The organism is Bacillus sp. HU-1818 (assembly GCF_022695965.1).
Classification (GTDB): Bacteria; Bacillota; Bacilli; order Bacillales; family Bacillaceae; genus Bacillus; species Bacillus atrophaeus.
This window is the reverse complement of record NZ_JAAPBE010000002.1, coordinates 510,698-532,150: the sequence shown is the minus strand read 5'-3', so window position 1 is coordinate 532,150 and position 21,453 is coordinate 510,698. Positions and strand designations below refer to the sequence as shown.

General features: G+C 43.3%; 21 protein-coding genes. 14 read left to right on the top strand and 7 right to left on the bottom strand.

Annotated elements, in window-relative coordinates; all coding sequences use genetic code 11:
* Positions 1-3: 3 nt before the first annotated feature.
* From pgsA to pgsB, 3 genes are read right to left on the bottom strand one after another with little or no spacing between them, the layout of a single operon-like run.
* A complete protein-coding gene (gene pgsA, locus GXP75_RS08050; protein WP_214916266.1) occupies positions 4-1,152 on the bottom strand; it encodes a capsular polyglutamate synthetase PgsA in 1,149 nt (382 codons plus the stop codon).
* A gap of 18 nt (positions 1,153-1,170) precedes the next feature.
* Positions 1,171-1,620, bottom strand: a complete 450-nt coding sequence (gene pgsC / locus GXP75_RS08045; protein ID WP_061570836.1) for a poly-gamma-glutamate biosynthesis protein PgsC — start codon at positions 1,618-1,620, stop codon at positions 1,171-1,173.
* Between the two features lie 14 nt (positions 1,621-1,634).
* Complete coding sequence (gene pgsB, locus GXP75_RS08040) at positions 1,635-2,816, bottom strand: poly-gamma-glutamate synthase PgsB (RefSeq protein WP_003326669.1); 1,182 nt, start codon at positions 2,814-2,816, stop codon at positions 1,635-1,637.
* 753 nt (positions 2,817-3,569) lie between these two features.
* Between pgsB and GXP75_RS08035 the strand changes: the two genes are divergently transcribed.
* The 11 genes from GXP75_RS08035 (at position 3,570) to GXP75_RS07985 (ending at position 14,227) form a co-directional block, all read left to right on the top strand.
* Positions 3,570-5,051, top strand: coding sequence for a spore germination protein (locus GXP75_RS08035; protein WP_242556539.1), 1,482 nt, complete (start codon positions 3,570-3,572; stop codon positions 5,049-5,051).
* A complete protein-coding gene (locus tag GXP75_RS08030; protein ID WP_242556538.1) occupies positions 5,041-6,132 on the top strand; it encodes a GerAB/ArcD/ProY family transporter in 1,092 nt (363 codons plus the stop codon). Before GXP75_RS08035 ends, GXP75_RS08030 begins: the two co-directional genes overlap by 11 nt.
* Positions 6,122-7,255, top strand: coding sequence for a Ger(x)C family spore germination protein (locus GXP75_RS08025; protein WP_214916264.1), 1,134 nt, complete (start codon positions 6,122-6,124; stop codon positions 7,253-7,255). Before GXP75_RS08030 ends, GXP75_RS08025 begins: the two co-directional genes overlap by 11 nt.
* Positions 7,256-7,364: 109 nt before the next feature.
* Positions 7,365-8,345 carry a LacI family DNA-binding transcriptional regulator gene (locus GXP75_RS08020; protein ID WP_242556537.1) on the top strand — a complete coding sequence of 327 codons (981 nt, stop codon included), beginning with the start codon at positions 7,365-7,367 and terminating at the stop codon, positions 8,343-8,345.
* Positions 8,346-8,348: 3 nt separating this feature from the next.
* A complete protein-coding gene (gene rbsK / locus GXP75_RS08015; RefSeq protein WP_242556536.1) occupies positions 8,349-9,230 on the top strand; it encodes a ribokinase in 882 nt (293 codons plus the stop codon).
* A complete protein-coding gene (rbsD, locus tag GXP75_RS08010; protein WP_242556535.1) occupies positions 9,227-9,622 on the top strand; it encodes a D-ribose pyranase in 396 nt (131 codons plus the stop codon). The genes rbsK and rbsD overlap by 4 nt, the downstream gene beginning before the upstream one ends.
* Positions 9,623-9,638: 16 nt before the next feature.
* The gene (locus GXP75_RS08005; RefSeq protein ID WP_242556534.1) at positions 9,639-11,120 is read left to right on the top strand and encodes a sugar ABC transporter ATP-binding protein; all 1,482 of its coding nucleotides are present in this window, start codon (positions 9,639-9,641) and stop codon (positions 11,118-11,120) included.
* 1 nt (position 11,121) lies between these two features.
* Positions 11,122-12,087 (top strand): ribose ABC transporter permease RbsC, encoded by a 966-nt coding sequence (gene rbsC, locus GXP75_RS08000; protein WP_010790126.1) that lies wholly within the window; start codon positions 11,122-11,124, stop codon positions 12,085-12,087.
* A gap of 11 nt (positions 12,088-12,098) precedes the next feature.
* Positions 12,099-13,016, top strand: a complete 918-nt coding sequence (gene rbsB / locus GXP75_RS07995; protein WP_214916253.1) for a ribose ABC transporter substrate-binding protein RbsB — start codon at positions 12,099-12,101, stop codon at positions 13,014-13,016.
* Between the two features lie 115 nt (positions 13,017-13,131).
* Positions 13,132-13,668: an SH3 domain-containing protein gene (locus tag GXP75_RS07990; protein WP_242556533.1), complete on the top strand. Its 537-nt coding sequence runs from the start codon at positions 13,132-13,134 to the stop codon at positions 13,666-13,668.
* 262 nt (positions 13,669-13,930) lie between these two features.
* Complete coding sequence (locus tag GXP75_RS07985) at positions 13,931-14,227, top strand: DUF3892 domain-containing protein (protein WP_150224571.1); 297 nt, start codon at positions 13,931-13,933, stop codon at positions 14,225-14,227.
* 39 nt (positions 14,228-14,266) lie between these two features.
* Here the strand turns inward: GXP75_RS07985 and GXP75_RS07980 are convergent, their stop codons facing one another.
* From GXP75_RS07980 to alsS, 3 genes are all read right to left on the bottom strand, one after another.
* Positions 14,267-14,794 (bottom strand): NAD(P)H-dependent oxidoreductase, encoded by a 528-nt coding sequence (locus tag GXP75_RS07980; protein ID WP_214916249.1) that lies wholly within the window; start codon positions 14,792-14,794, stop codon positions 14,267-14,269.
* Between the two features lie 95 nt (positions 14,795-14,889).
* On the bottom strand, positions 14,890-15,657 hold the full coding sequence (budA, locus tag GXP75_RS07975) for an acetolactate decarboxylase (protein WP_214916247.1): 768 nt from the start codon (positions 15,655-15,657) through the stop codon (positions 14,890-14,892).
* Between the two features lie 64 nt (positions 15,658-15,721).
* Positions 15,722-17,434, bottom strand: a complete 1,713-nt coding sequence (gene alsS / locus GXP75_RS07970; protein WP_242556532.1) for an acetolactate synthase AlsS — start codon at positions 17,432-17,434, stop codon at positions 15,722-15,724.
* A 158-nt stretch (positions 17,435-17,592) separates the two neighbouring features.
* Here alsS and alsR point away from each other — a divergent pair, with 158 nt between their 5' ends.
* Positions 17,593-18,489, top strand: coding sequence for an acetoin biosynthesis transcriptional regulator AlsR (alsR, locus tag GXP75_RS07965; RefSeq protein ID WP_214916242.1), 897 nt, complete (start codon positions 17,593-17,595; stop codon positions 18,487-18,489).
* A 73-nt stretch (positions 18,490-18,562) separates the two neighbouring features.
* Here alsR and cotH read toward each other — a convergent pair whose 3' ends face one another.
* Positions 18,563-19,654 (bottom strand): spore coat protein CotH, encoded by a 1,092-nt coding sequence (gene cotH / locus GXP75_RS07960; RefSeq protein WP_106044707.1) that lies wholly within the window; start codon positions 19,652-19,654, stop codon positions 18,563-18,565.
* Between the two features lie 140 nt (positions 19,655-19,794).
* Between cotH and GXP75_RS07955 the strand changes: the two genes are divergently transcribed.
* Both GXP75_RS07955 and GXP75_RS07950 read left to right on the top strand, forming a co-directional pair.
* Positions 19,795-20,436, top strand: coding sequence for a CotG/ExsB N-terminal domain-containing protein (locus GXP75_RS07955; RefSeq protein WP_242556531.1), 642 nt, complete (start codon positions 19,795-19,797; stop codon positions 20,434-20,436).
* A gap of 201 nt (positions 20,437-20,637) precedes the next feature.
* Entirely contained in the window at positions 20,638-21,258 is a 621-nt protein-coding gene (locus GXP75_RS07950) for a flavin reductase family protein (protein ID WP_242556530.1), read from the top strand.
* The last annotated feature ends 195 nt before the right edge of the window (positions 21,259-21,453 follow it).

Sequence of the window (21,453 nt, the reverse complement as noted above, 5' to 3'; positions counted from 1 at the left end):
TTATCACTCCGTTTTAGATTTTAATTTGTCAGTATGGTCGATATCAAACGTCAATTTTCCGTCTTCGATATCCCAGACGAAATTCGAGTCTTTTGTTAGTTCCCGAATAATCGTTTTTTCTTTCAAACCGCCTTTTTTGACCGGCGCTGGTGTTGCTTCATGAATATTGATCGGGGTGACTTCAAAATGCCCCGTTCCATTTTTCTTCAAATGATACTGGACTAACGCGCTGTCCCTCGTTCTTGTCCATCCTTGGTCAAACACGAAGTTTCCGAGACTGTAGAAAATAACGGTTCCGTTATATACTTCAATCGGCTCAAGTACGTGAGGATGATGGCCGATAATGATGTCAGCTCCCGCGTCGGACATCGCTCTTCCGAGTTCGCGCTGTCTGTCATTTGGATCGTTGTCATATTCTTGTCCCCAGTGTGACTGAACCACAACGATATCCGCATTTTTCTTTGCTTTTGATATCATCGGAATAAAGATCTCTGGGTCAGCCGGCAAAACGCCCGGCGTATTTTTTCTGGCTGTGAAATTTTTACCGTACACATCTGTAAAACCTAATGTCGCAATCTTAACGCCGTTTACTTCCTGATAAGAAATGCTGTTTTCAGCTTCCTTCAAGTTCGAACCGGCTCCGACTAAGTCCAGGTTTTGTTTTGAGAATTCTTCTAATGTATCCTTCATCCCCTGCACGCCGTAATCCATCGCGTGATTGTTTGCGCCCGTCAGCACGGTGAAGTTCATATCCTTCAGAACCTTCACTGAATCCTTATTGGCTTGGAGATGAATATTTTTATCTGCTTCTGTATAATTCTTTTTATAGGTCACCGGATTCTCAAAGTTTCCGGCTACATAGTCAGATGCTTTAAAGATCGGCTCAACATACTGAAATAAACTTTTTGTTCCTTTTTGTTCGGTTACTTTTTCAACATACCGGCCCATCATAATGTCGCCGACAAAGGAGGCTGACACCAGGTCATCGGAATACGTTTTGACTGAAGGCGTTTGTGCTTTTCCCGCCCACATAAAGACGAACATAAGGCAAAAGACAATCGGAAGTGCGATAAATACGTGCTTATTTGTTTTCTTTTTTTGATGTTTTGTCATCTTTAGCAGCTTTTCTTGAAAGCTTAATTGTTTTTTCATCGTTTGACACACCTTACGTTAAATTAAGTAGTAAACAAACATGATAGCAAAGGTCGCTCCGCTCAATAGCAGCGTGCTTCCGAACGTGATGGTTAATCCTTGTTTCTGAATGGTGTTGGCAATCAAACCGGGAACGATAATTCCAATTCCGCGGAATTCGGCGATTTCAAATGGCACAATCGGGTATAGAAAATCAAAAGCAATTTTTAAGATGATACCTGTAATCAGCATGGCTGCGAATTTTCTGCGTCCGTATAAAATCATGAATCTGGACAAGCCGTATTTGACGATGACATAAGTGAGAAGACTGACCAGCAAAACAAGTAAAATAAAGATCGGCTGGTTAAAAACAAGACCTAAATAACCCGGTACAACAAGACCTGCCGGCACAATGCCTGTTTTTTCCGCAAAAATCAAACTGAGTAGAACTCCCAATATAAGTGAAATGTATAAATCTGATCCGAACATGTTTACGTTTCCTCCTAGCTAACGAGCTGCTTAACCTTGTATTCTTGGATTTTTTCGATTAGCGGTTCTGCTGAACCATGAATGTTACCGACACCATATATGACACGGTTGTGCATTTTTTTCTTTAAGACTTCCATAATCTCTTCTGTCGACTTGTATTCAAGATCGTGCAGCTTATCTGCAGGTATCTTTCCTTCTTCAAAGGCTTTTACAATAGGTTCTGTCGTTTCTCCGATCAGAATCAGTTCACTTGCTTCAATATAAGGAAGAACATCATTTGCAAATTGCTGTGTCCGATCTACACGGTCCGCCCGGCAGTTCATGATGACGATCGGTTCATCGGTCGGATACCCGATTTCTTTCACACGTTTCCATATATTCAATGTAGAAGAAGCGTCGTTTGCAGCAAAGCCATTTACAAAATGACCAGGTTCACTCGGACTGATTAATGGAAGAATTCTCATTGCTCCCGGATCAGGCGGCGCATTCAGCATGCCTCTGAAAGCTGTATCTTCATCAATGCCAAGCGCTTGGGCAACACCGAGAGCGAGCGAAGCATTATCAGGAAATACCATATATTCAAACTTACGCAAATACTCGTCCGTAATTTTAGAATTATCAGCTATAATGACTTCTGTGTTTCGTTCTTTTGCTTTTTGTTTAAAGAAATCTGTATATTCACTATCTGTAATAATCAAATGTCCATTATAAGGAATCGTTGCGGTAAATGCTTCCGCGATCTCATCGAGTGTCGGTCCCATGACGTCCATATGATCCTCCAGGACATTTACGATGACTCCGATATTCGCCTGCAGCAGTTCTTCCTGAAAGATAATTTGGTAGTCAGGATTTACAGCCATGCACTCACTGACAATTGCGTTGGCTCCTCTGTCCACCGTTTCTTTCATTACTTCTTTTTGTTCCCCGATATTTGGTCCTTGCGGTTTCCGTTTAATCGGTTTTTCTTCCGGAGTATCCCAATAAATCATTCTTGCGTCCGTACCTGTTGTTTTTCCTACAGTTTTGTAACCGGCTTCCATTAAAATTCCGGTTGTCAGCCTTGTGACTGTGGATTTGCCGCGAATGCCGTTAATGTTGACTCGCACAGGCAGGGCATCAATATTTTTCTGATGTCGCCTTTTTTCTAATATTCCGATGACTACTATGACAGCACAGGCTAAAATGAGTAACCACATTGCTTATCGACATCTCCTTCTATATTTGTTGTAAATTCATTCATCAGTATATAGAATCACTATGAATTCTCAATCGGCATTATGTAACATAATCTTCCCCCAGCCTCTGAGCCAAACCTCTCTTTTGAAGGAGATATAATACCCAATTTACATTTGATATTTTTGGTAAATAACAGGACTTAGATCTTACTGGATTTTTCTTTCTTAATTACGAATACGCTTACATTTACAACTTCATTTTTTTCTGGACTTTTATGCCTAGTGTAGAGGATTGGAATAAAGATGTACTTCGAATCTATCTTTTCCATCCCTTTCATATCAACTTTTCAGGGGTATGACGCAGGTTTGGCCTTCCTTTGACCTTGAAACGTTATTTACCTGTTTTTTAAGGATAAGGTCATATAGTCATCCTTTGCGCAAGGAATAGCAGATAGCAGTCCTATTCCAAAATGACTATGCCGCTCAACAACGAATATAGGTTGAAGAGAGGTCCGTGTTTACTAACAAAAATAAACATTTTCTATGCAAAAAGTCTTTTTGATTTCTATTCATTTGCAGGTCTATTCACATGCTTTTGAAACAATTTTAATAAAACTTAATTTTTGTTCATGAAATCTTCATCCATAAATGTGAATGGTTTGTCAAATTTTGTGTTTTTTTCGCAAATGAAGTCACATTCGCTCGATTTTATACATGAATAAAACCTGCATAGCTGTTAAAAACTACACTACGAGATCGGAAGGATGTGATAGGATGCCCGCCGGCAAGAATTCATCTGATGAGAAACTCCTTTTGAAAGGCGATTTTGATTCTGCCGTTCAGACCTTAAAAGAGGAATTGATCCTGTGCGAAGATTTAAGGATTCGCATGATTGACATGAAGGATACGAAAGCGGTTTTTTTCTATCTGCAAAACGTGATTGATGAAAAAAAACTCAACGAATTTATTATTGATTTTTATCAGCAGGACGAGTCTCCTGAATTGTATATGAAGGCCATCAGCAGCTCGGAAAAGAATGAACTTTGCGATATCATTGATGCGATTTTATCGGGGAGCGTTGTGTATTTCAGCGAACAGTCCGAACAGGCAAAACTCTTTACAGCGGGCCAAAATCCGCTCCGCTCTATCACCGAACCGGAATCGGAAAGCATCGTGCGCGGGGCTCATGACGGTTTTGTAGAGAGCCTGGATACGAATATTCAGCAGATTCGTTATCATGTTCAGGATCATAACATGGCTATTCACTATGTAAATATCGGAGAAAAAGCCAGGTCACGGGTAGCACTGCTGTACATAGAGGATATCGCTGATCCGGAAATCGTAAAAGAAATGAAACGTCGTCTTTCATATTTAAAGATAGATAGCTTATTGACTCCCGGAATCATTGAAGAAGCGATTGAGGATAATCCCTTTTCTCTTTTCCCCCAAGTCATCAATACTGAACGGCCTGACAAAGTAAAAGCGAATATTATGGAAGGCTGCGTGATTCTGATGATGGATGGAAGCCCGTCGGCCATTATAGCCCCGATTACCTTTTTTTCGTTTTTTCAATCTCCTGATGATTACAGCACACGATGGGTTTCCGCCAGTGTTATGAGAATTCTGCGATTTTTGGCATTTTCGATCGCCATCACATTGCCGGCTTTTTATATATCTCTGATTGCTTTTCATTTTGAGGTTATTCCTAACGATTTGATTGTCACGATGAAAAACTCGATCGTCAATATTCCGTTTCCTCCTTTGGTTGAAGCGATGATTATGGAAATTACAATTGAACTCATTCGTGAAGCAGGGGTGCGCCTTCCTAAGCCGATCAGCCAGACAATCGGCATTGTCGGCGGACTGGTCATTGGCGACGCTGTCGTCCAGGCGGGATTAATCTCTAATATGATGATTATTGTCGTAGCGGTGACAGCTGTGTCTTCTTTTGTGCTTCCTTCCTATGAAATGAGCACCACAATTCGCACGATACGTTTTCCGCTCATGTTTTTAGCCGCCTCCTTTGGTTTTATCGGAATCGGCTTTGGGTTTGGATTGATTTTGATGAATTTATGTAAGCTTGAATCTCTCGGAATTCCTTATTTATCTCCGCTTTCACCGTTTCATTTTTCCGATTTAAAAGATGCCTTTATCAGGCTCCCGTCTTGGCTGTATAAGAAGCGGCCAGTTTATCTCAAACCAAAAGCCGCAACCCGTCTTAAAAACATAAGAGGATGGAAAAAAGATGAAAAATAAAAACATCAGCCAGCTGCAAGCCGTCTTTTTTATTATTCAAACCCAAGTTAGTATAGGGCTTCTCGCTTTGCCTCATATGCTGATGAAGAGAGCGGGAAGCGACGGATGGATCTCCATCCTATTATCTGGTATTTCAATCCAAGTTACGATCAGCCTGTATATGATTTTATTTTTCCGATTTCCCGAGCTGACTTTTTATGAGATGCTGGAAAAAATGTTTGGAAAATATGTCGGAAAAGCGCTTCAGCTGATATATATATTTTATTTCATGCTCAACTGTGTTCTTATTTTATCTGTTTTTTCAAGAATTTTAGATATTTGGGTGCTGCCGCTGACGCCAAATTGGGTGATCAGTCTGATGATTGTGTTTGGCTCCGTTTATATTGCAAAAGAACCGATACAAGCCATTGCCAGATTCAGCTTTGTTTTGACACCGATTATGGTAGGTTTGTCTTTGCCTTTAATTTACACTCTTGGCGATGCCGATATTTCTTATATCCTTCCGATTTTTCAGGGTGATGTAAGGGATATATTCTGGGCTTCACAGGATATGTTTGTCAGTGTGAATGGCTTTGAATCCATGCTGATTTTAGCGCCGCTTGTGAAGTGTACCGTCAGACAGCGCTATAAGATCATGACGATTGCCAATTTGTTTACGACTTTCTACTATCTATATATCACTGTGACTTGTTTTGTCATTTTCAGCCCTGAGGAAATCAATATCATTCCTGAACCTGTTTTGTATTTATTAAAAACCGTCTCATTCCGGGTAATCGAGCGGACGGACCTCATCTTTCTGACATTTTGGTTTGTCACTGTATTTGCCACACTAGCAAATGTCTTCTATCTTGCAAGTACCGGGGCAGCTAAATTATTCGGGAAACAAGATCATAAATGGTTTGTTTATATCCTCTCTGCCATCGTTTTTATGTTGTCTATCTCGGCAACGCGTACTGATCAAAGTGTGCATGTTGTCGATCAAGTCAGCCGTATCGCGGACTTTATTTTTGTCTATCTCTTTCCGGTTATTGTGGCACTCATTGCTTTTATGATGAAAAAGGGGGGACGGCATGCGCTCTAAACATGTACTAGTCATTATCATGTGTTTATGTATGGGTGTAACCGGCTGTTGGGACCAGAACTTATTAAAAGACATAGCACTTGTTCTGACAGCCAGTCTTGACACTGATGAAAACGGAAATAACACGATGGGCATTACCTATCGAAAAGTACAGAGTTCACAGGCGGAGCAGGAAACAGGCGGGACATTCATCACCACCGTTCTCAGTGCTACAGGACATACAACACGTGAGGCCCGTTTTAAATTAGATAAGCTTGTGGATCAGCGGATCGATATCTCGAAACAGCGGATATTGCTTATCGGAGAAAAAATGGCGGAAAAGCAGATGTTTCCTTATCTTGATACGTACTACAGAGATGCGAAAAGCCCTTTGCTCGCACAACCCGCTGTCGTAAAGGACGGGAAAGCAATTGAAGTGCTGCAGCTAATTGTTGACCAAAAACTGATTGTAAGCAAATTTTTGAGCAACCTTTTAAACAGCGCGAGTGAGGAATCAAACATTCAGCTTGAAAATCTGCAAACCATCCGTTCAAAAATGCTGCATACGGGTGAGGATTTTACTCTTCCTTATCTTTCTGTTCATAATGGAAAAACGATTAAAGTGGAAGGTACCGCTTTGTTCAGCAACCAGAAAAAAGTGACAGAAATACGCGGACAGGATTCGACGCTCCTGACTCTTTTGGCAGGCCATTTTAACAAATCAGCCGGCATCAACCTGAAACTCTGGGATCATTACACACCCGATATCAAAAACTACATTTCCTTAGGAATTACAGATGCTTCGCGCTCGATTTCCTTTATAGATGCAAATCCCGATCATCTAAAAGTTAAGCTGTCATTAAAGCTGGACGCAAGAGTTGTCGAATATCCGAAGGACATGCTGGATTCAAACAAGGCAATTACAAGAATTAATCGGCAGGCTTCAAACCATTTAGAAAAAGATGCTGCCTCTATTATTAAAAAGACTCAATCTTACAAATCCGATGTCTTAGGAATAGGAAGAAAATACAAATCAAAGCATCTCGAAGATTACAGGCGATTCAATTGGAGAGACCTGTATACCTCTATCGAAATCATTCCGGATATCGACGTTCGCATTTCTCAAATTGGCATAGTGAATTGAAAAGGAGATTCGTTCTCCTTTTTTGGTTTGCACATTTCTGTTGCCAACCTTCATTGTTCGTGATAATCTATTTCATGTAAACGGTTACACACTGTAAGGAGGAGCTTTTGTGGCTACGATTAAGGATGTCGCCGGAGCCGCGGGTGTTTCTGTCGCGACAGTCTCCCGCGTGCTGAATGACAACGGTTATGTACATGAAGAAACAAGAACACGGGTGACCGCGGCAATGGAAAAGCTGAATTATTATCCGAATGAAGTCGCCAGATCCCTCTATAAAAGAGAATCGCGACTGATCGGACTATTGCTTCCGGATATTACAAACCCCTTTTTTCCTCAGCTTGCCCGGGGTGTTGAGGATGAATTACAGCGTGAAGGCTATCGGCTTATCTTTGGAAACAGTGATGAAAATCTTGAAAAAGAGCTTGAATACCTTCAAACCTTTAAGCAAAATCAAGTCGCTGGAATGATTGCTGCCACAAACTATCCCGACCTTGCGGAATACAGCGGCATGGAACAGCCTGTGGTTTTTTTAGACCGGACACCTGAAGGCGCTCCTTCTGTATACAGCGACGGACGGACCGGGGGAAAAATCGCTGCCGAGGAAATGCTGCGCGGGAACAGTAAGTGCATTACGCTCTTCAAAGGGCCTGCCCACCTGCCGACCGCGCAAGAACGCTTTAGCGGCGCGCTCGACGTTTTACGTCACGCTGATGTGAACTTTCAGATCATCACGACAGCATCATTTTCTTTTAAGGATGCCCAAACATCGGCAAAAGAACTCTTTGCTGCTTATCCGGATACGGACGGCGTAATTGCCAGCAATGACATTGTGGCTGCGGCTGTTCTGCATGAAGCATTGCAGCAAGAAAAACGGGTCCCTGAGGATATCCAGATTATCGGTTATGATGATATACCGCAAAGCGAACTCCTCTTCCCGCCGCTTTCCACGATCAGACAGCCGGCATATGACATGGGAAAGGAAGCGGCCAAGCTCCTTCTGACCATCATAAAAAAACAGCCTTTAAAAGAGACGGCAATCCAGATGCCCGTTACCTTTATCAAAAGACAAACGACTAGAAAGGAAGATTGAAAAATGAGCAATATTTGCGTAATCGGCAGCTGTTCGATGGACTTAGTCGTCACATCGGATAAACGCCCGAAAGCAGGAGAAACCGTGCTTGGCACCTCATTCCAGACAGTGCCCGGCGGCAAGGGAGCGAATCAGGCAGTCGCGGCTTCCAGACTCGGCGCCCGCGTCACAATGGTCGGTAAGGTCGGAGACGATCACTACGGTAAAGCGATCATTGATAATCTGAAAGCAAACGGTGTCAGCACGGAATATATGGAACCGGTTACACACAAAGACAGCGGAACAGCTCACATCGTGCTTGCAGAAGGCGATAACAGCATTGTAGTTGTGAAAGGCGCCAATGATGAGATCACACCTGAGTATGCCAAACAGGCACTTGAACAGCTTGAAAAAATCGACATCGTGCTCATTCAGCAGGAAATTCCTGAATTAACGGTAGATGAAGTTTGCAGCTATTGCCGCTCACACGATATTCCGATCATGCTGAATCCGGCTCCTGCCCGTCCGCTTAAACAGGAAACGATCGATTATGCTTCATTTCTTACGCCAAACGAACATGAAGCGGCCATTTTGTTTCCCGGTATGACAGCCTCTGAAGCACTCACACAATATCCGGCTAAGCTGTTTATTACAGAAGGCAAACAAGGCGTCCGCTACTCAGACGGCAGCAAAGAAAGGCTCATCCCTTCCTTCCCTGTTGAAGCGGTTGATACAACGGGCGCGGGAGATACCTTCAACGCTGCATTTGCAGTCGCTCTTGCGGAAGGTAAAGAAATTGACGACGCTCTGCGATTCGCTAATCGTGCTGCATCCATTTCCGTCTGTAAATTCGGCGCTCAGGGCGGGATGCCGACAAGGGAAGAAGTAGAGGAGCTGCTGTCATGAAAAAACACGGCATTTTAAACAGCCATCTCGCCAAGATTTTGGCGGACCTTGGCCACACAGACAAAATCGTCATCGCGGATGCAGGATTGCCTGTGCCTGACGGCGTCCTGAAAATTGATCTGTCCCTAAAGCCCGGTGTTCCCGGCTTTAAGGACGTCACCGAACTGCTGGCAGAGGAAATGGTCGTCGAAAAAGTCACGGCAGCTTCTGAAATCAAGACAGCCAATCCGCAGAGTGCGAATTTTATAGAAAACCAGTTTAAAAAACAGCCGGTTGAATACCTGTCTCACGAAGAATTCAAACAGCTGACTAAGGAAGCAAAAGCCATCATACGAACAGGCGAAGTCACGCCATACGCCAACTGCATCCTGCAGGCAGGTGTGATTTTCTAGAAAGAGGGGATCAAGAATGCAGATCGACATGAATGACATCCATAAGGCATTCGGTAAAAACCAAGTGCTCTCAGGCGTTTCTTTTAACCTAAAGCCAGGCGAGGTTCACGCGTTGATGGGAGAAAACGGCGCGGGCAAATCAACTCTCATGAACCTCCTGACAGGTCTGCACGGCCTTGATAAAGGGAGCATCAGAATCAACGGCAAGGAAACCTATTTCTCCAATCCAAAAGAAGCGGAACAAAATGGAATCGCATTCATTCACCAAGAGCTGAATATTTGGCCGGAAATGACTGTCTTAGAAAATCTTTTTATCGGAAAAGAGATGACATCAAAACTCGGAATTCTAAACACAAAGAAAATGAAAGCGCTAGCAAAAAAGCAATTTGAAAAGCTTTCCGTCTCATTATCTCTTGATCAAGAAGCCGGGAAATGTTCTGTCGGCCAGCAGCAAATGATAGAAATCGCTAAAGCCCTGATGACAAAGGCTGAAGTCATCATTATGGACGAACCGACCGCAGCCTTGACAGAACGGGAAATCAACAAACTTTTTGAGGTTATTGCGTCCTTAAAAAAGGACGGAGTGTCCATTGTCTATATTTCGCATCGAATGGAGGAAATCTTTACGATTTGCGACCGAATCACCATTATGCGGGACGGGAAAACAGTTGATACGACAAACATTCCGGAAACGAGCTTTGATGAAGTCGTGAAAAAAATGGTCGGCCGTGAACTGACCGATCGTTATCCTCAACGCAGACCCGAGCTCGGCGATATCGTATTAGAAGTGAGAGACGCGTCCAAAAAAGGCAGCTTCGAACATGTCAGCTTCCATGTACGCTCCGGCGAGATTGTCGGTGTCTCAGGTTTGATGGGAGCCGGACGGACAGAGATTATGAGAGCGCTGTTCGGCATTGACCGTCTGGACTCCGGGGAAATCTGGCTTGCAGGAGAAAAAACAAACATTAAAAACCCGAATGACGCAGTCAAAAAAGGGCTCGGCTTTATTACTGAGAATCGTAAAGACGAGGGGCTGTTGCTAGATACGTCTATCAGGGAAAACATAGCTCTTCCCAGTCTGACCAGCTTTTCTCCTAAAGGCGTGATCGACCAAAAACGCGAAGCCTCATTTGTCGAGCTGCTGATCAACCGATTGACCATTAAAACCGCTTCACCTGAAACCCATGCGCGCAATCTCTCAGGCGGAAATCAACAAAAAGTCGTAATTGCCAAATGGATCGGCATCGGTCCTAAGGTATTGATTTTGGACGAACCGACTAGAGGTGTTGATGTAGGAGCAAAAAGAGAAATTTATACTTTAATGAACGAACTGACCGATCGGGGAGTCGCGATTATCATGGTTTCATCCGAGCTTCCTGAAATTATCGGAATGAGTGACAGAGTCATTGTCGTACATGAAGGAAAAATCAGCGGAGAAGTCGCCTCCCGGGAAGCCACACAGGAACGGATTATGACACTCGCCACAGGAGGGCAGTAAGATGAAAATTGAACATACACAACAACAAAAGCGCATTCATTTTGATACAGTTATTCAAAAGCTCGTCCCTTTTCTCGGTTTATTTATACTCGTTTTGATTGTATCTATTTTAAATCCAAGTTTTCTTGAACCGTTAAATATATTAAATCTGCTGCGTCAAGTTGCCATTAACGCGCTTATCGCGTTTGGCATGACCTTTATCATTTTAACAGGAGGAATTGACCTGTCTGTCGGCGCCATTCTCGCCCTGTCCAGCGCGTTAGTTGCCGGCATGATTGTGTCAGGCATTGATCCGATTCTCGCCGTGATCATTGGCTGTGTCATCGGTGCTGTGCTGGGCATGATCAACGGACTTCTAATTACAAAAGGAAAAATGGCTCCATTTATCGCCACATTGGCAACCATGACTGTATTCCGCGGGCTGACGCTTGTTTATACAGACGGAAACCCGATTACAGGACTTGGCACGAACTATGCGTTTCAATTGTTCGGGCGCGGTTACTTTCTCGGCATTCCCGTCCCTGCGATTACGATGGTGATTGCCTTTGCCATTCTTTGGATTTTGCTTCATAAAACACCGTTTGGACGACGCACGTATGCAATCGGCGGAAATGAAAAAGCAGCACTGATTTCAGGCATTAAAGTACCGCGGGTCAAAGTAATGATTTATTCACTGGCCGGCCTTTTATCCGCTCTTGCGGGCGCTATTTTGACTTCCCGCTTAAATTCAGCACAGCCGACCGCCGGAGAATCCTACGAATTGGATGCGATTGCCGCGGTGGTTCTCGGCGGAACAAGCCTTTCAGGCGGACGCGGACGCATGATCGGAACATTAATCGGGGTGTTAATCATCGGCACATTGAATAACGGACTGAACCTGCTCGGCGTATCATCATTTTATCAAATGGTCGTTAAAGGGATCGTCATTTTAATCGCGGTATTATTAGACCGTAAGAAGTCAGCATAGGAGGGTTACACATGAAGAAGGCGTTATTGGTCATCGTATCATTATCATTGGTTTTGCTGTCCGCTTGTTCGCTTGAGCCTCCCCAATGGGCAAAGCCTTCAAACTCGGACAAAAAAAAGGAATTAAAAATCGGTTTATCCGTTTCAACCCTTAATAATCCATTCTTTGTTTCTTTAAAAAAAGGAGTAGAGAAGGAAGCGAAAAAACGGGGCATCAAAGTGATTATCGTTGATGCGCAAAATGACTCTTCCAAACAGACAAATGATGTGGAAGATCTCATTCAGCAAGGAGTAGACGCTCTCTTAATTAATCCGACCGACTCATCGGCCATTTCAACAGCCGTAGAATCAGCAAACTCGATTGGAATCCCTGTCGTGACGCTTGACCGTTCTGCAGAAAAAGGCAAAGTGGAGACACTGGTCGCCTCTGATAACATCAAGGGCGGTGAAATGGCCGCCGAATATATCGCTGAACAGCTTGGAGAAAACGCCAAGGTTGCCGAGCTCGAAGGCGTGCCGGGTGCTTCCGCGACAAGGGAACGCGGCTCAGGCTTCCACAATATAGCGGACAAAAAACTGGATGTCGTGACAAAGCAATCCGCAGACTTTGACCGTACCAAAGGGCTGACCGTCATGGAAAACCTGCTGCAAGGGCATCCTGAAATCAAGGCGGTTTTCGCCCATAATGATGAAATGGCGCTCGGCGCTCTTGAAGCCATCAACAGCTCTGGAAAAGACATTCTCGTCGTCGGCTTTGACGGCAATACGGATGCGATTTCTTCCATTAAAGCCGGGAAGCTTTCAGCCACCGTCGCCCAGCAGCCAGAACTGATCGGAAAGCTGGCAACAGAAGCAGCGAACGATATCCTAAAGGGGAAAAAAGTGAAAGAATCAATTTCCGCACCGTTAAAATTACAGACACAGAAATAAGGCCATTTACGGATCAGATGATTATCTGATCCTTTTTTATGTTTAGCAACCCACGGAAACGTGAAAAGGTATAAAAGAAACTTTTTCATTTCTCTTAGTAAAGGAGAGGGACAAGATGAAGAGAACGGCAAAAACTTTGTCAGTACTTACACTCGCAGCCGGAGTGACAGCCGCCTCCGCACTTGGCGCAAGCCCTTTGCAGGCAAAACAGCCAATGGAGGCAGTGAGCATTGACGATCTATACAGCTACCCTATTGATTCATATTTGGTTTCTGCAGAAGCACTGAATGTCAGAACAAAAGCTTCGGCATCCAGCGCAAAAGCTGACACGCTTCATCTGGGCGACAGCTTAAAAATGATTTCACTTTCAAATGCTGATTGGGCAAAGGTTCATTATAAAAACGGTAAGACAGGATTTGTTTCTACTCATTATATTGTAAAAGAAGCAACGACAGTGAAAACCACAACAAAAACCAATGTTTATGCTTCTGCTGCCGGAAAAAGCACAGCTTCTCTTCCAGCCAACACCAGTGTCTCCTTTTTAGGCTGGAATAAGACGAAAAATGGCGGATTTGATTATGATTGGGTATTTGTCGATTATGGCGGTAAAACAGGTTATATCAAAACAAAAGACTTACAAATGTCAAAATAACAGAAAAGGGATTCCGTTTAATAACGCGGAATCCCTTTTATTTTCTCTAATGATGAATCGTATTGTCGCATTTCCAAAATATTTCTCAGGAAATATTGTCGTATGCCGGTTTTTTCTGCTGTCTTGACCAAGCTATTATTTTCTTGACCGTACATCATTTGCGCTTTAATTGCGTTTTTATTTCACCTAAGTCAATTTAATTTTAAGAAAATACATGATATGGAGAACAATTGTTTACGTTAAACAATGGAGGTGGTGTAAGATGGATAAGTTTGAAGCTGCGTATGAGGATTATAAATCCAGGCAAACAAACAATGATCAGACAACAGATACATCGGGAAAAGAAGAAATTATCGCAGTACGAAGGAATGATGAGGAAAATATTATTGCGGTTAAAACAAACACGGGCAGGGAGCTTGATTACCCCGCTGCCCTGGCAGAAGCGAAAGCAGGGAATCTGGCTCACACGGATGTCTTCCATAAATACGGACGCGACATCTTACGCAGTGAACCGGATGGCACAAAAGAAAATAACCTATCAGAATTACCCGAATTTTAATTTAAAAAGCCCTTGGCACATATGTGCCAGGACTTTGTTTTAAGAGAATGAATTCAGGATATGATCTGTTAAACGTTTTGCGCTGATCGCAATGTCATCGGCATTTGCATATTTTACTCCATAAAAAACATATGGCGGCAGGTACGTCATGCCGATCAAATTGCTAGTCGCTTGAAACGGCTTGAGCAGCTCGCTTAACGAATAATGGTTGCTTCCGCCCGCCTGGTATTTTTCTGCCTCGCTCCCTGTGGAAACGGCCAGCATCAACTCCTTGCCGTGCAGAGCTTTTCCTTCAGAACCATAGGCCCAGCCATATGTCAGCACTAGGTCAAGCCATTTTTTCAAAAGGGGCGGAGAGCTATACCAATATAGAGGGAATTGAAAAACGATCCGGTCATATTGCTCGCACAGCTGCTGCTCTTTCACTACGTCAATCGCTTCATCCGGGTACTCCTTGTAAAGTTCACGAACCCTGATTTGATCATGTTTTTTCAATTCTTCAACCCATGCCTTATTGACGACAGATGTTTCCATATGAGGATGAACAGCCAAAACCAATATTTTCATTGAATCCACACCTTTACTGTTTTGATTGTATTTTATCTAAAAACATTTAAATAGCCAAACAAAAAGAAAGCCCTGCGTTTGCGGGCTTTCTTTTTTTATTCAGGATTTCCTTCTGTCGTTTCAATATCTTTCGCAAAATCAGGGTTATCTAAATTTGCATTGAAAAAGTCTGATGTATTCGGAAGTCTCAGATTCATATTCATTTTTTGTGAAATGGTGACTGTGCATTCTTCAATGACATAGTCAAACACGTGACCTCCTGTATTGCGGCCTTCATCTATGAAATGCAGGTGATAGCCTGATACAGCAATTCCATTTGCATAACCCGGCGTCCAAAAGCCGGCAATTGTTCCTCTGATATTATCAAAGTTAAAAACGGGCTGCGTTTTCACCGCTTCAACCATCGGCACATATGGTTTTTCCTGCAATTCCACTGTTCTTGTCTTCACCTTTTTAAATACGCCGTCTAAACGGATCGCGTAAAACAAGTTTTTGCTTGGCAGAAGACTGATGATTTCTTCTTCGAATTCTTCCCGTGTCATTTTGGCATCAATCTTATGTGTGATGTCGGGCTTAAAGAAAGTAAATGAACAAAACGGAGAACGGTCTCCGTCTTGGACAGGTGTCGCTTTTCCGTCTGAACGAAGACGGTAAAACTCTCCGTCAAAACCAATCAGCTCTCCGTCAAGCTGATTAAAAGTTCCGATTCCGAAATCACCGTATTTCGGAATGTCTCTCATTTCAAAATCGCCGTCGTATACTCCGTCCAATAAAGATGTCATGGTTGATACTTGGTACACCTGGCTTGCCGGCTGGCCTTTCCGGCCGCGGCTTAATACTTGCACATCGCTTGCATTTTTCATATTCCCTTCACTCCTTTAATTATTGTTCTGTTCATAAGAAAACAGGTTCCTGTTGCGCAGAGTGCTAGAGAGCTTTTGTTTTCATATGTTCTTCAAATTTCTTCGGAATCATGTCGCTCGCTAAATGAACATTGTCGCTGTAATCAACCGGGATATCGATAATGACCGGGCCGTCTGTATTTAAACCCTTTTGAAGGACATCCGACAGTTGATCCGGAGATTCAACACGCAAACCGGTTGCGCCGAAGCTTTCCGCATACTTCACAATATCAACATTGCCGAAATCGACGCCTGATTTGCGGTTGTATTTTTTCATTTGCTGAAATGCCACCATGTCATATGTGCTGTCATTCCAAACGAGGTGAACGATAGGCGTCTTAAGGCGAACCGCCGTTTCTAATTCCATCGCTGAGAAAAGAAAACCGCCGTCACCTGAGACAGATACCACTTTTTCTCCTGGATTGACCAATGCTGCCGCGATCGCCCACGGAAGCGCGACTCCAAGCGTCTGCATGCCGTTGCTGATCAAAAGTTTAAGCGGTTCATACGCGCGGAAATACCGGGACATCCAAATGCCGTGTGATCCGATGTCACAAGTGACAGTCACGTTATCATCTATTGCGCTGCGCAATTCTTTGATGATATGAAGAGGATGCACCCGGTCCTTCTTCTGTTCTGCCGGGGCCTGTTCGCTCTCATTCAGCATGTCCTTCAACTCGCTCAGCATCATTTGGTCCCGTTTCTCTATATCAACCTTCAGGGCATCATGTTCAATATGGTGAACAGTTGACGCGATATCACCGATTAATTCAAGCTCCGGCTGGTAAGCATGATCAATATCAGCCTGAATTTCGTCAAGATGGATGATCGTCCGGTCTCCTTTTACATTCCAGAATTTCGGATCGTACTCAATCGGATCATAACCGATCGTCAGCACGACATCCGCCTGCTCAAGCAAAAGGTCGCCCGGCTGATTGCGGAATAGCCCGATACGGCCGAAATATTGGTCTTCAAGCTCTCTCGATAATGTACCCGCAGCTTGGTATGTTTCAACAAAAGGAAGTTTGACCTTTTCCAGCAGTTTGCGGATGGCTTTTACCGCTTCCGGTCTTCCGCCCTTCATTCCTACCAATATTACGGGAAGTTTCGCCGTTTGGATTTTTGCAATGGCCGCGCTGATCAATTCGTCCGGTGCCGGCCCTTGTTTCGGCGTTGGGATCCCGCGAACGTTTTTAATGTTTGTGACTTCATTCACAACATCTTGCGGAAAGCTTACAAAAGCTGCACCCGCCTGACCTGCTGATGCTTCCCTGAACGCATTTGTGACTGCTTCTGGTATATTCCCTGTATCCTGGACTTCTACACTATATTTTGTAATGGATTGAAATAAAGCCGCGTTATCCAATGATTGATGTGTCCGTTTTAACCGATCTGCCCGTATGACATTTCCCGCGAGCGCAACGACCGGATCACCTTCTGTATTTGCTGTTAACAGGCCTGTCGCTAAATTGGATGCGCCGGGACCGGACGTGACAAGGCAGACGCCCGGTTTTCCGGTTAAACGCCCGACAGCGGCTGCCATAAACGCCGCATTTTGCTCATGCCGGCATACAATCAGCTCCGGCCCTTTATCCTGTAAAGCATCAAAAACCGCATCAATTTTTGCACCCGGAATGCCAAAAACATGTGTGACACCTTGCTCCACTAAGCAATCAACAACAAGCTCCGCCCCCCGATTTTTGATAGGGGATTTTTGTTCTTTTGTTGCTTTGGTCAACACCCTCACTCCTTATTATGCAGATTAAATATAAAATTTTAAATAAATCTTGTGATATGATTCACTATACACCCTTTGGAAATTGACCTCCAATATCAATTCGACTTATGATTAATATGTTTTACGAATTAATTACCAGAGAAAGGAATGCATAATCTATGGAGCTTCGCCACCTTCAATACTTTATCGCAGTCGCTGAAGAGCTTCATTTCGGTAAAGCGGCTCTGCGCCTGAATATGACGCAGCCCCCGCTCAGCCAGCAGATCAAACAGCTTGAGAAGGAGCTGGGGGTTACGTTACTGAAGCGGACAAAGAGAATTGTACAGCTGACAGCAGCCGGGGAAATTTTTTTAAAACAATGCCGGATGGCGCTGACCCAAATTGATCAGGCGATTGAAATGGCGCAGCGAACCGCGCGGGGAGAACACGGACACCTTGTCATCGGATTTGTCGGCTCAGCCACCTATGAATTTCTGCCGCCGATCATTCGGGAATATCGGAAAACGTTCCCCTCCGTCAAAATCGAACTTCAAGAAATCTCTTCACACAGGCAGGAGGAGGAACTGTTAAAGGGGAATATTGACATCGGCATTCTTCACCCGCCATTGGTTCATCCGGAATTACATACCGAAACAACGAAAAGCAGCCCATGCATATTGGCATTGCCAAAACAGCATCCGCTCGCATTAAAAACATCTATCAGCGTCAAAGATTTGGCCAATGAGCCTATCATAACCTTGGCAAAAGAAGCGTGGCCCACTTTGTATACGGATTTTATAAAGCTTTGCGAAGAGGCCGGATTTGTTCCGAACATTGTGCAGGAGGCAACCGAATACCAGATGGTGATCGGACTTGTGACAGCGGGCATCGGCATTACCATTGTCCCTTCCTCTGCCAGAAGGCTGTTTAATCTCGATGTAACTTACCGAAGCGTTAATGATTTTCAGCTCAAAGCGGAATGGATCATTGCATACAGAAAAGACAGCCAGAATCCCGTGCTGAGACAATTTGTTGATATATCGAAGGCAGTCAAAGAAGTCTCCGGAAGTATGTAACCAACTTATCTGTTACATCAGAAAAACGAAAAAAGGCGCTCCATCTTCTGGAAGCCGCCCCGTTTTTTCAACATCATGATAAACGATATAATTCGCTTTTGATAAACTTCGCACGCTCTTTAATGTACTGGCAAATGACATCAGGCTCCCGGTCAAAACGCTCGATATCATCCTTTTTGTATGGATCAGTCAGGACAAAAGGCCTGATTCCTTCATGCAGCGCCATGACTTTCGGTTTCATATAATCAATTGTAAAATGCGTTTGAAGCGTTTTTTCTAAAAGCTGCTGATATGCCTTGCGGAAATGAGATTCATCGAGAATTCTGGCTGTTAGTGTATTAAACCCTTGAATCCTTACATAATCGGCAGCCATCCGCTCCCCGTGTATATCTCTTCCCCAAGTCGCATCATAGTCCCAGGGAATGACCTCAAACAGGCCGGTTTCACTGCTCCGGTACAGCGCATAGTTATGAACAAACCCATCATAATTTGATGTGAACACAATGCCCGCAAGCCAGCGCAAATATTTATCCACATCTATATGCTTTGTAATCTCTTCTTTAAATTGGGCTTTAGGCACTGTATTAATTTTAAAAATCATGTCCTGCAAATAGAAGTCATCCTGCTCGGTCCCCGTCTTCTTTTCATACCCAAGTTCAAGAGATGTTTTCGTTTCTTTTTCCAGATCACTCATCAAAGAGAAATTAGCGTCATCATCAACCGCATAAAAAATGGCGCCCTTCGCTTCTTTACGCTTCGCTAAAAAATGCTCATCCACTGACTCAAGCTCAAGATAGATCCCTTCATTTTTCCCATTTATTTTCACATATACATAATTCGCTTTAGGCGATAAAGTCCCCAGCTCTGAGAAAAAATCCAAGGAGAGTTTATTTCTCATAAGTGAGGGATCTTTATACTCGGCATTCAAGTGAATTTCATGTGCGCCGCGGAATATTTTAGGCTGAAAAAACTCGATATGGTATGATTTTTTCTTGAAATCTCTGATATGCGACCCTCGATAAGCAATGTCAATATCAAGCCTTTTATGATTCACTTTCATCACACCCGGGACAGGATCATCGTCCCAAATATCTTTTTTAAGCTCCCGTAAATCTTTAGGATGAATAAACAGCTGATAAAGCGGTAATGTCGATTGTTTTTCCATCAGGAGTCCTCCTCCCATATTTAGGCACTATTATTTTTCAGAACTCAGCGGAACACTTATACACTTTTTACATCACTGCGTACTATGAGGTTAGTAAGGATATTAATCCTTAAGCAAATGATAAAAAGGAGGGTTTCAAAATGGGCCACTATTCCCATTCTGATATTCAAAAAGCGGTGAAATCTGCAAAAAAAGAAGGTTTAAAGGATTATTTATACCAAGAGCCACATGGAAAAAAACGCAGCCATAAAAAGTCGTACTGTTCTCACAAGAAATCTCGCAGCCACAAAAAGTCGTACTGTTCTCACAAGAAATCTCGCAGCCACAAAAAGTCGTACTGTTCTCACAAGAAATCTCGCAGCCACAAAAAGTCGTACTGTTCTCACAAGAAATCTCGCAGCCACAAAAAGTCATTCTGTTCTCACAAGAAATCTCGCAGCCACAAAAAGTCATTCTGTTCTCACAAGAAATCTCGCAGCTACAAAAAGTCATACCGTTCACACAAGAAAAAATCTCGCAGCTACAAAAAATCATTCTGTTCTCACAAGAAAAAATCTCGCAGCTACAAAAAATCATTCTGTTCTCACAAGAAAAAATCTCGCAGCCATAAAAAATCATTCTGTTCTCACAAGAAAAAATCCCGCAGCCATAAGAAATCATATCGCTCACACAAACACTTCTGCTCTAAACGTTCACGCAGCTACAAAAAAGACTATTACCACAGCAAAAAAGAGTTCTGGAAAGACGGCAATGTTTGGACAGTGAAAAAGAAATATAAATAACTTTGCCCTGAACTGAATACGTTACCAATAGGCTGCCGGCATACGGAAGCCTATTTTTCATTTTCCGGCTCGAATGTTTTGTTTCTCCCCCATATCAGATATATGTCACGACTTAGAATATGCAACCCTCCTTCAATTGTTTTACTTTAACGGGTTTGGTTATATAATCAACACATACTAACACATAAGGTGGCTGATATTATGTACACATTTCGAGCGGAGCAGCTCAGTGCAAAAGACACTTACAAATTACTGTCTGGAGCTGTTATCCCAAGACCCGTCGCTTTTGTCACAACGCTTTCTTCCACAAACAAAGCTGTCAATGCAGCGCCATTCAGTTTCTTTAACGTCATCAGCTCCAATCCGCCGCTTCTCGGCATTTCCGTCGCCAGGGCAGAAGGCATTCAAAAAGATACAGCAAGAAACGCAATATACAGCGGTGAATTTGTCGTACATGTCAGTGATGAGGATATCATTGAAGAAATTAATAAAACCGCTGCAAGATTGAGCCCTGAGGAAAGCGAAGTTGAGCAAACCGCCCTGCATATAGCAGAAAGCGCCTGTGTGTCAGTTCCCGGCATTAAAGAAGCACGCATTCGCTTTGAATGCAAATTAGAGCGGCATATCACATTTGAAAATGATAAAGGCTCGGTTACGACAGATCTGCTGATTGGAAGAGTTGTCTGTTTTCATTTAGATGAACGTGTATATGACAAGGAGAAAGGGTACGTTATCACCGAGGAATTAAAGGCTGTCGCAAGACTGGCGGGAAATCAATATTCCAAGCTCGGAGAGGAATTTACACTGATCCGTCCTACTTAACAAATGAAACTATTATAATAGAAAGAACTAGTCAAAAAGACCTCCTAATGGAGGTCTTTTTGTTTAGCTTACTTATATCTCTTCAACCGGCTGAAATTCTAAATGACAAAGGTATATGTTTAACCGTCTTTATGTTTGCACAAACCGATTGCACTGATTTGGTCTTATAAATTCCGGCCCTCCCCGTTACAATTT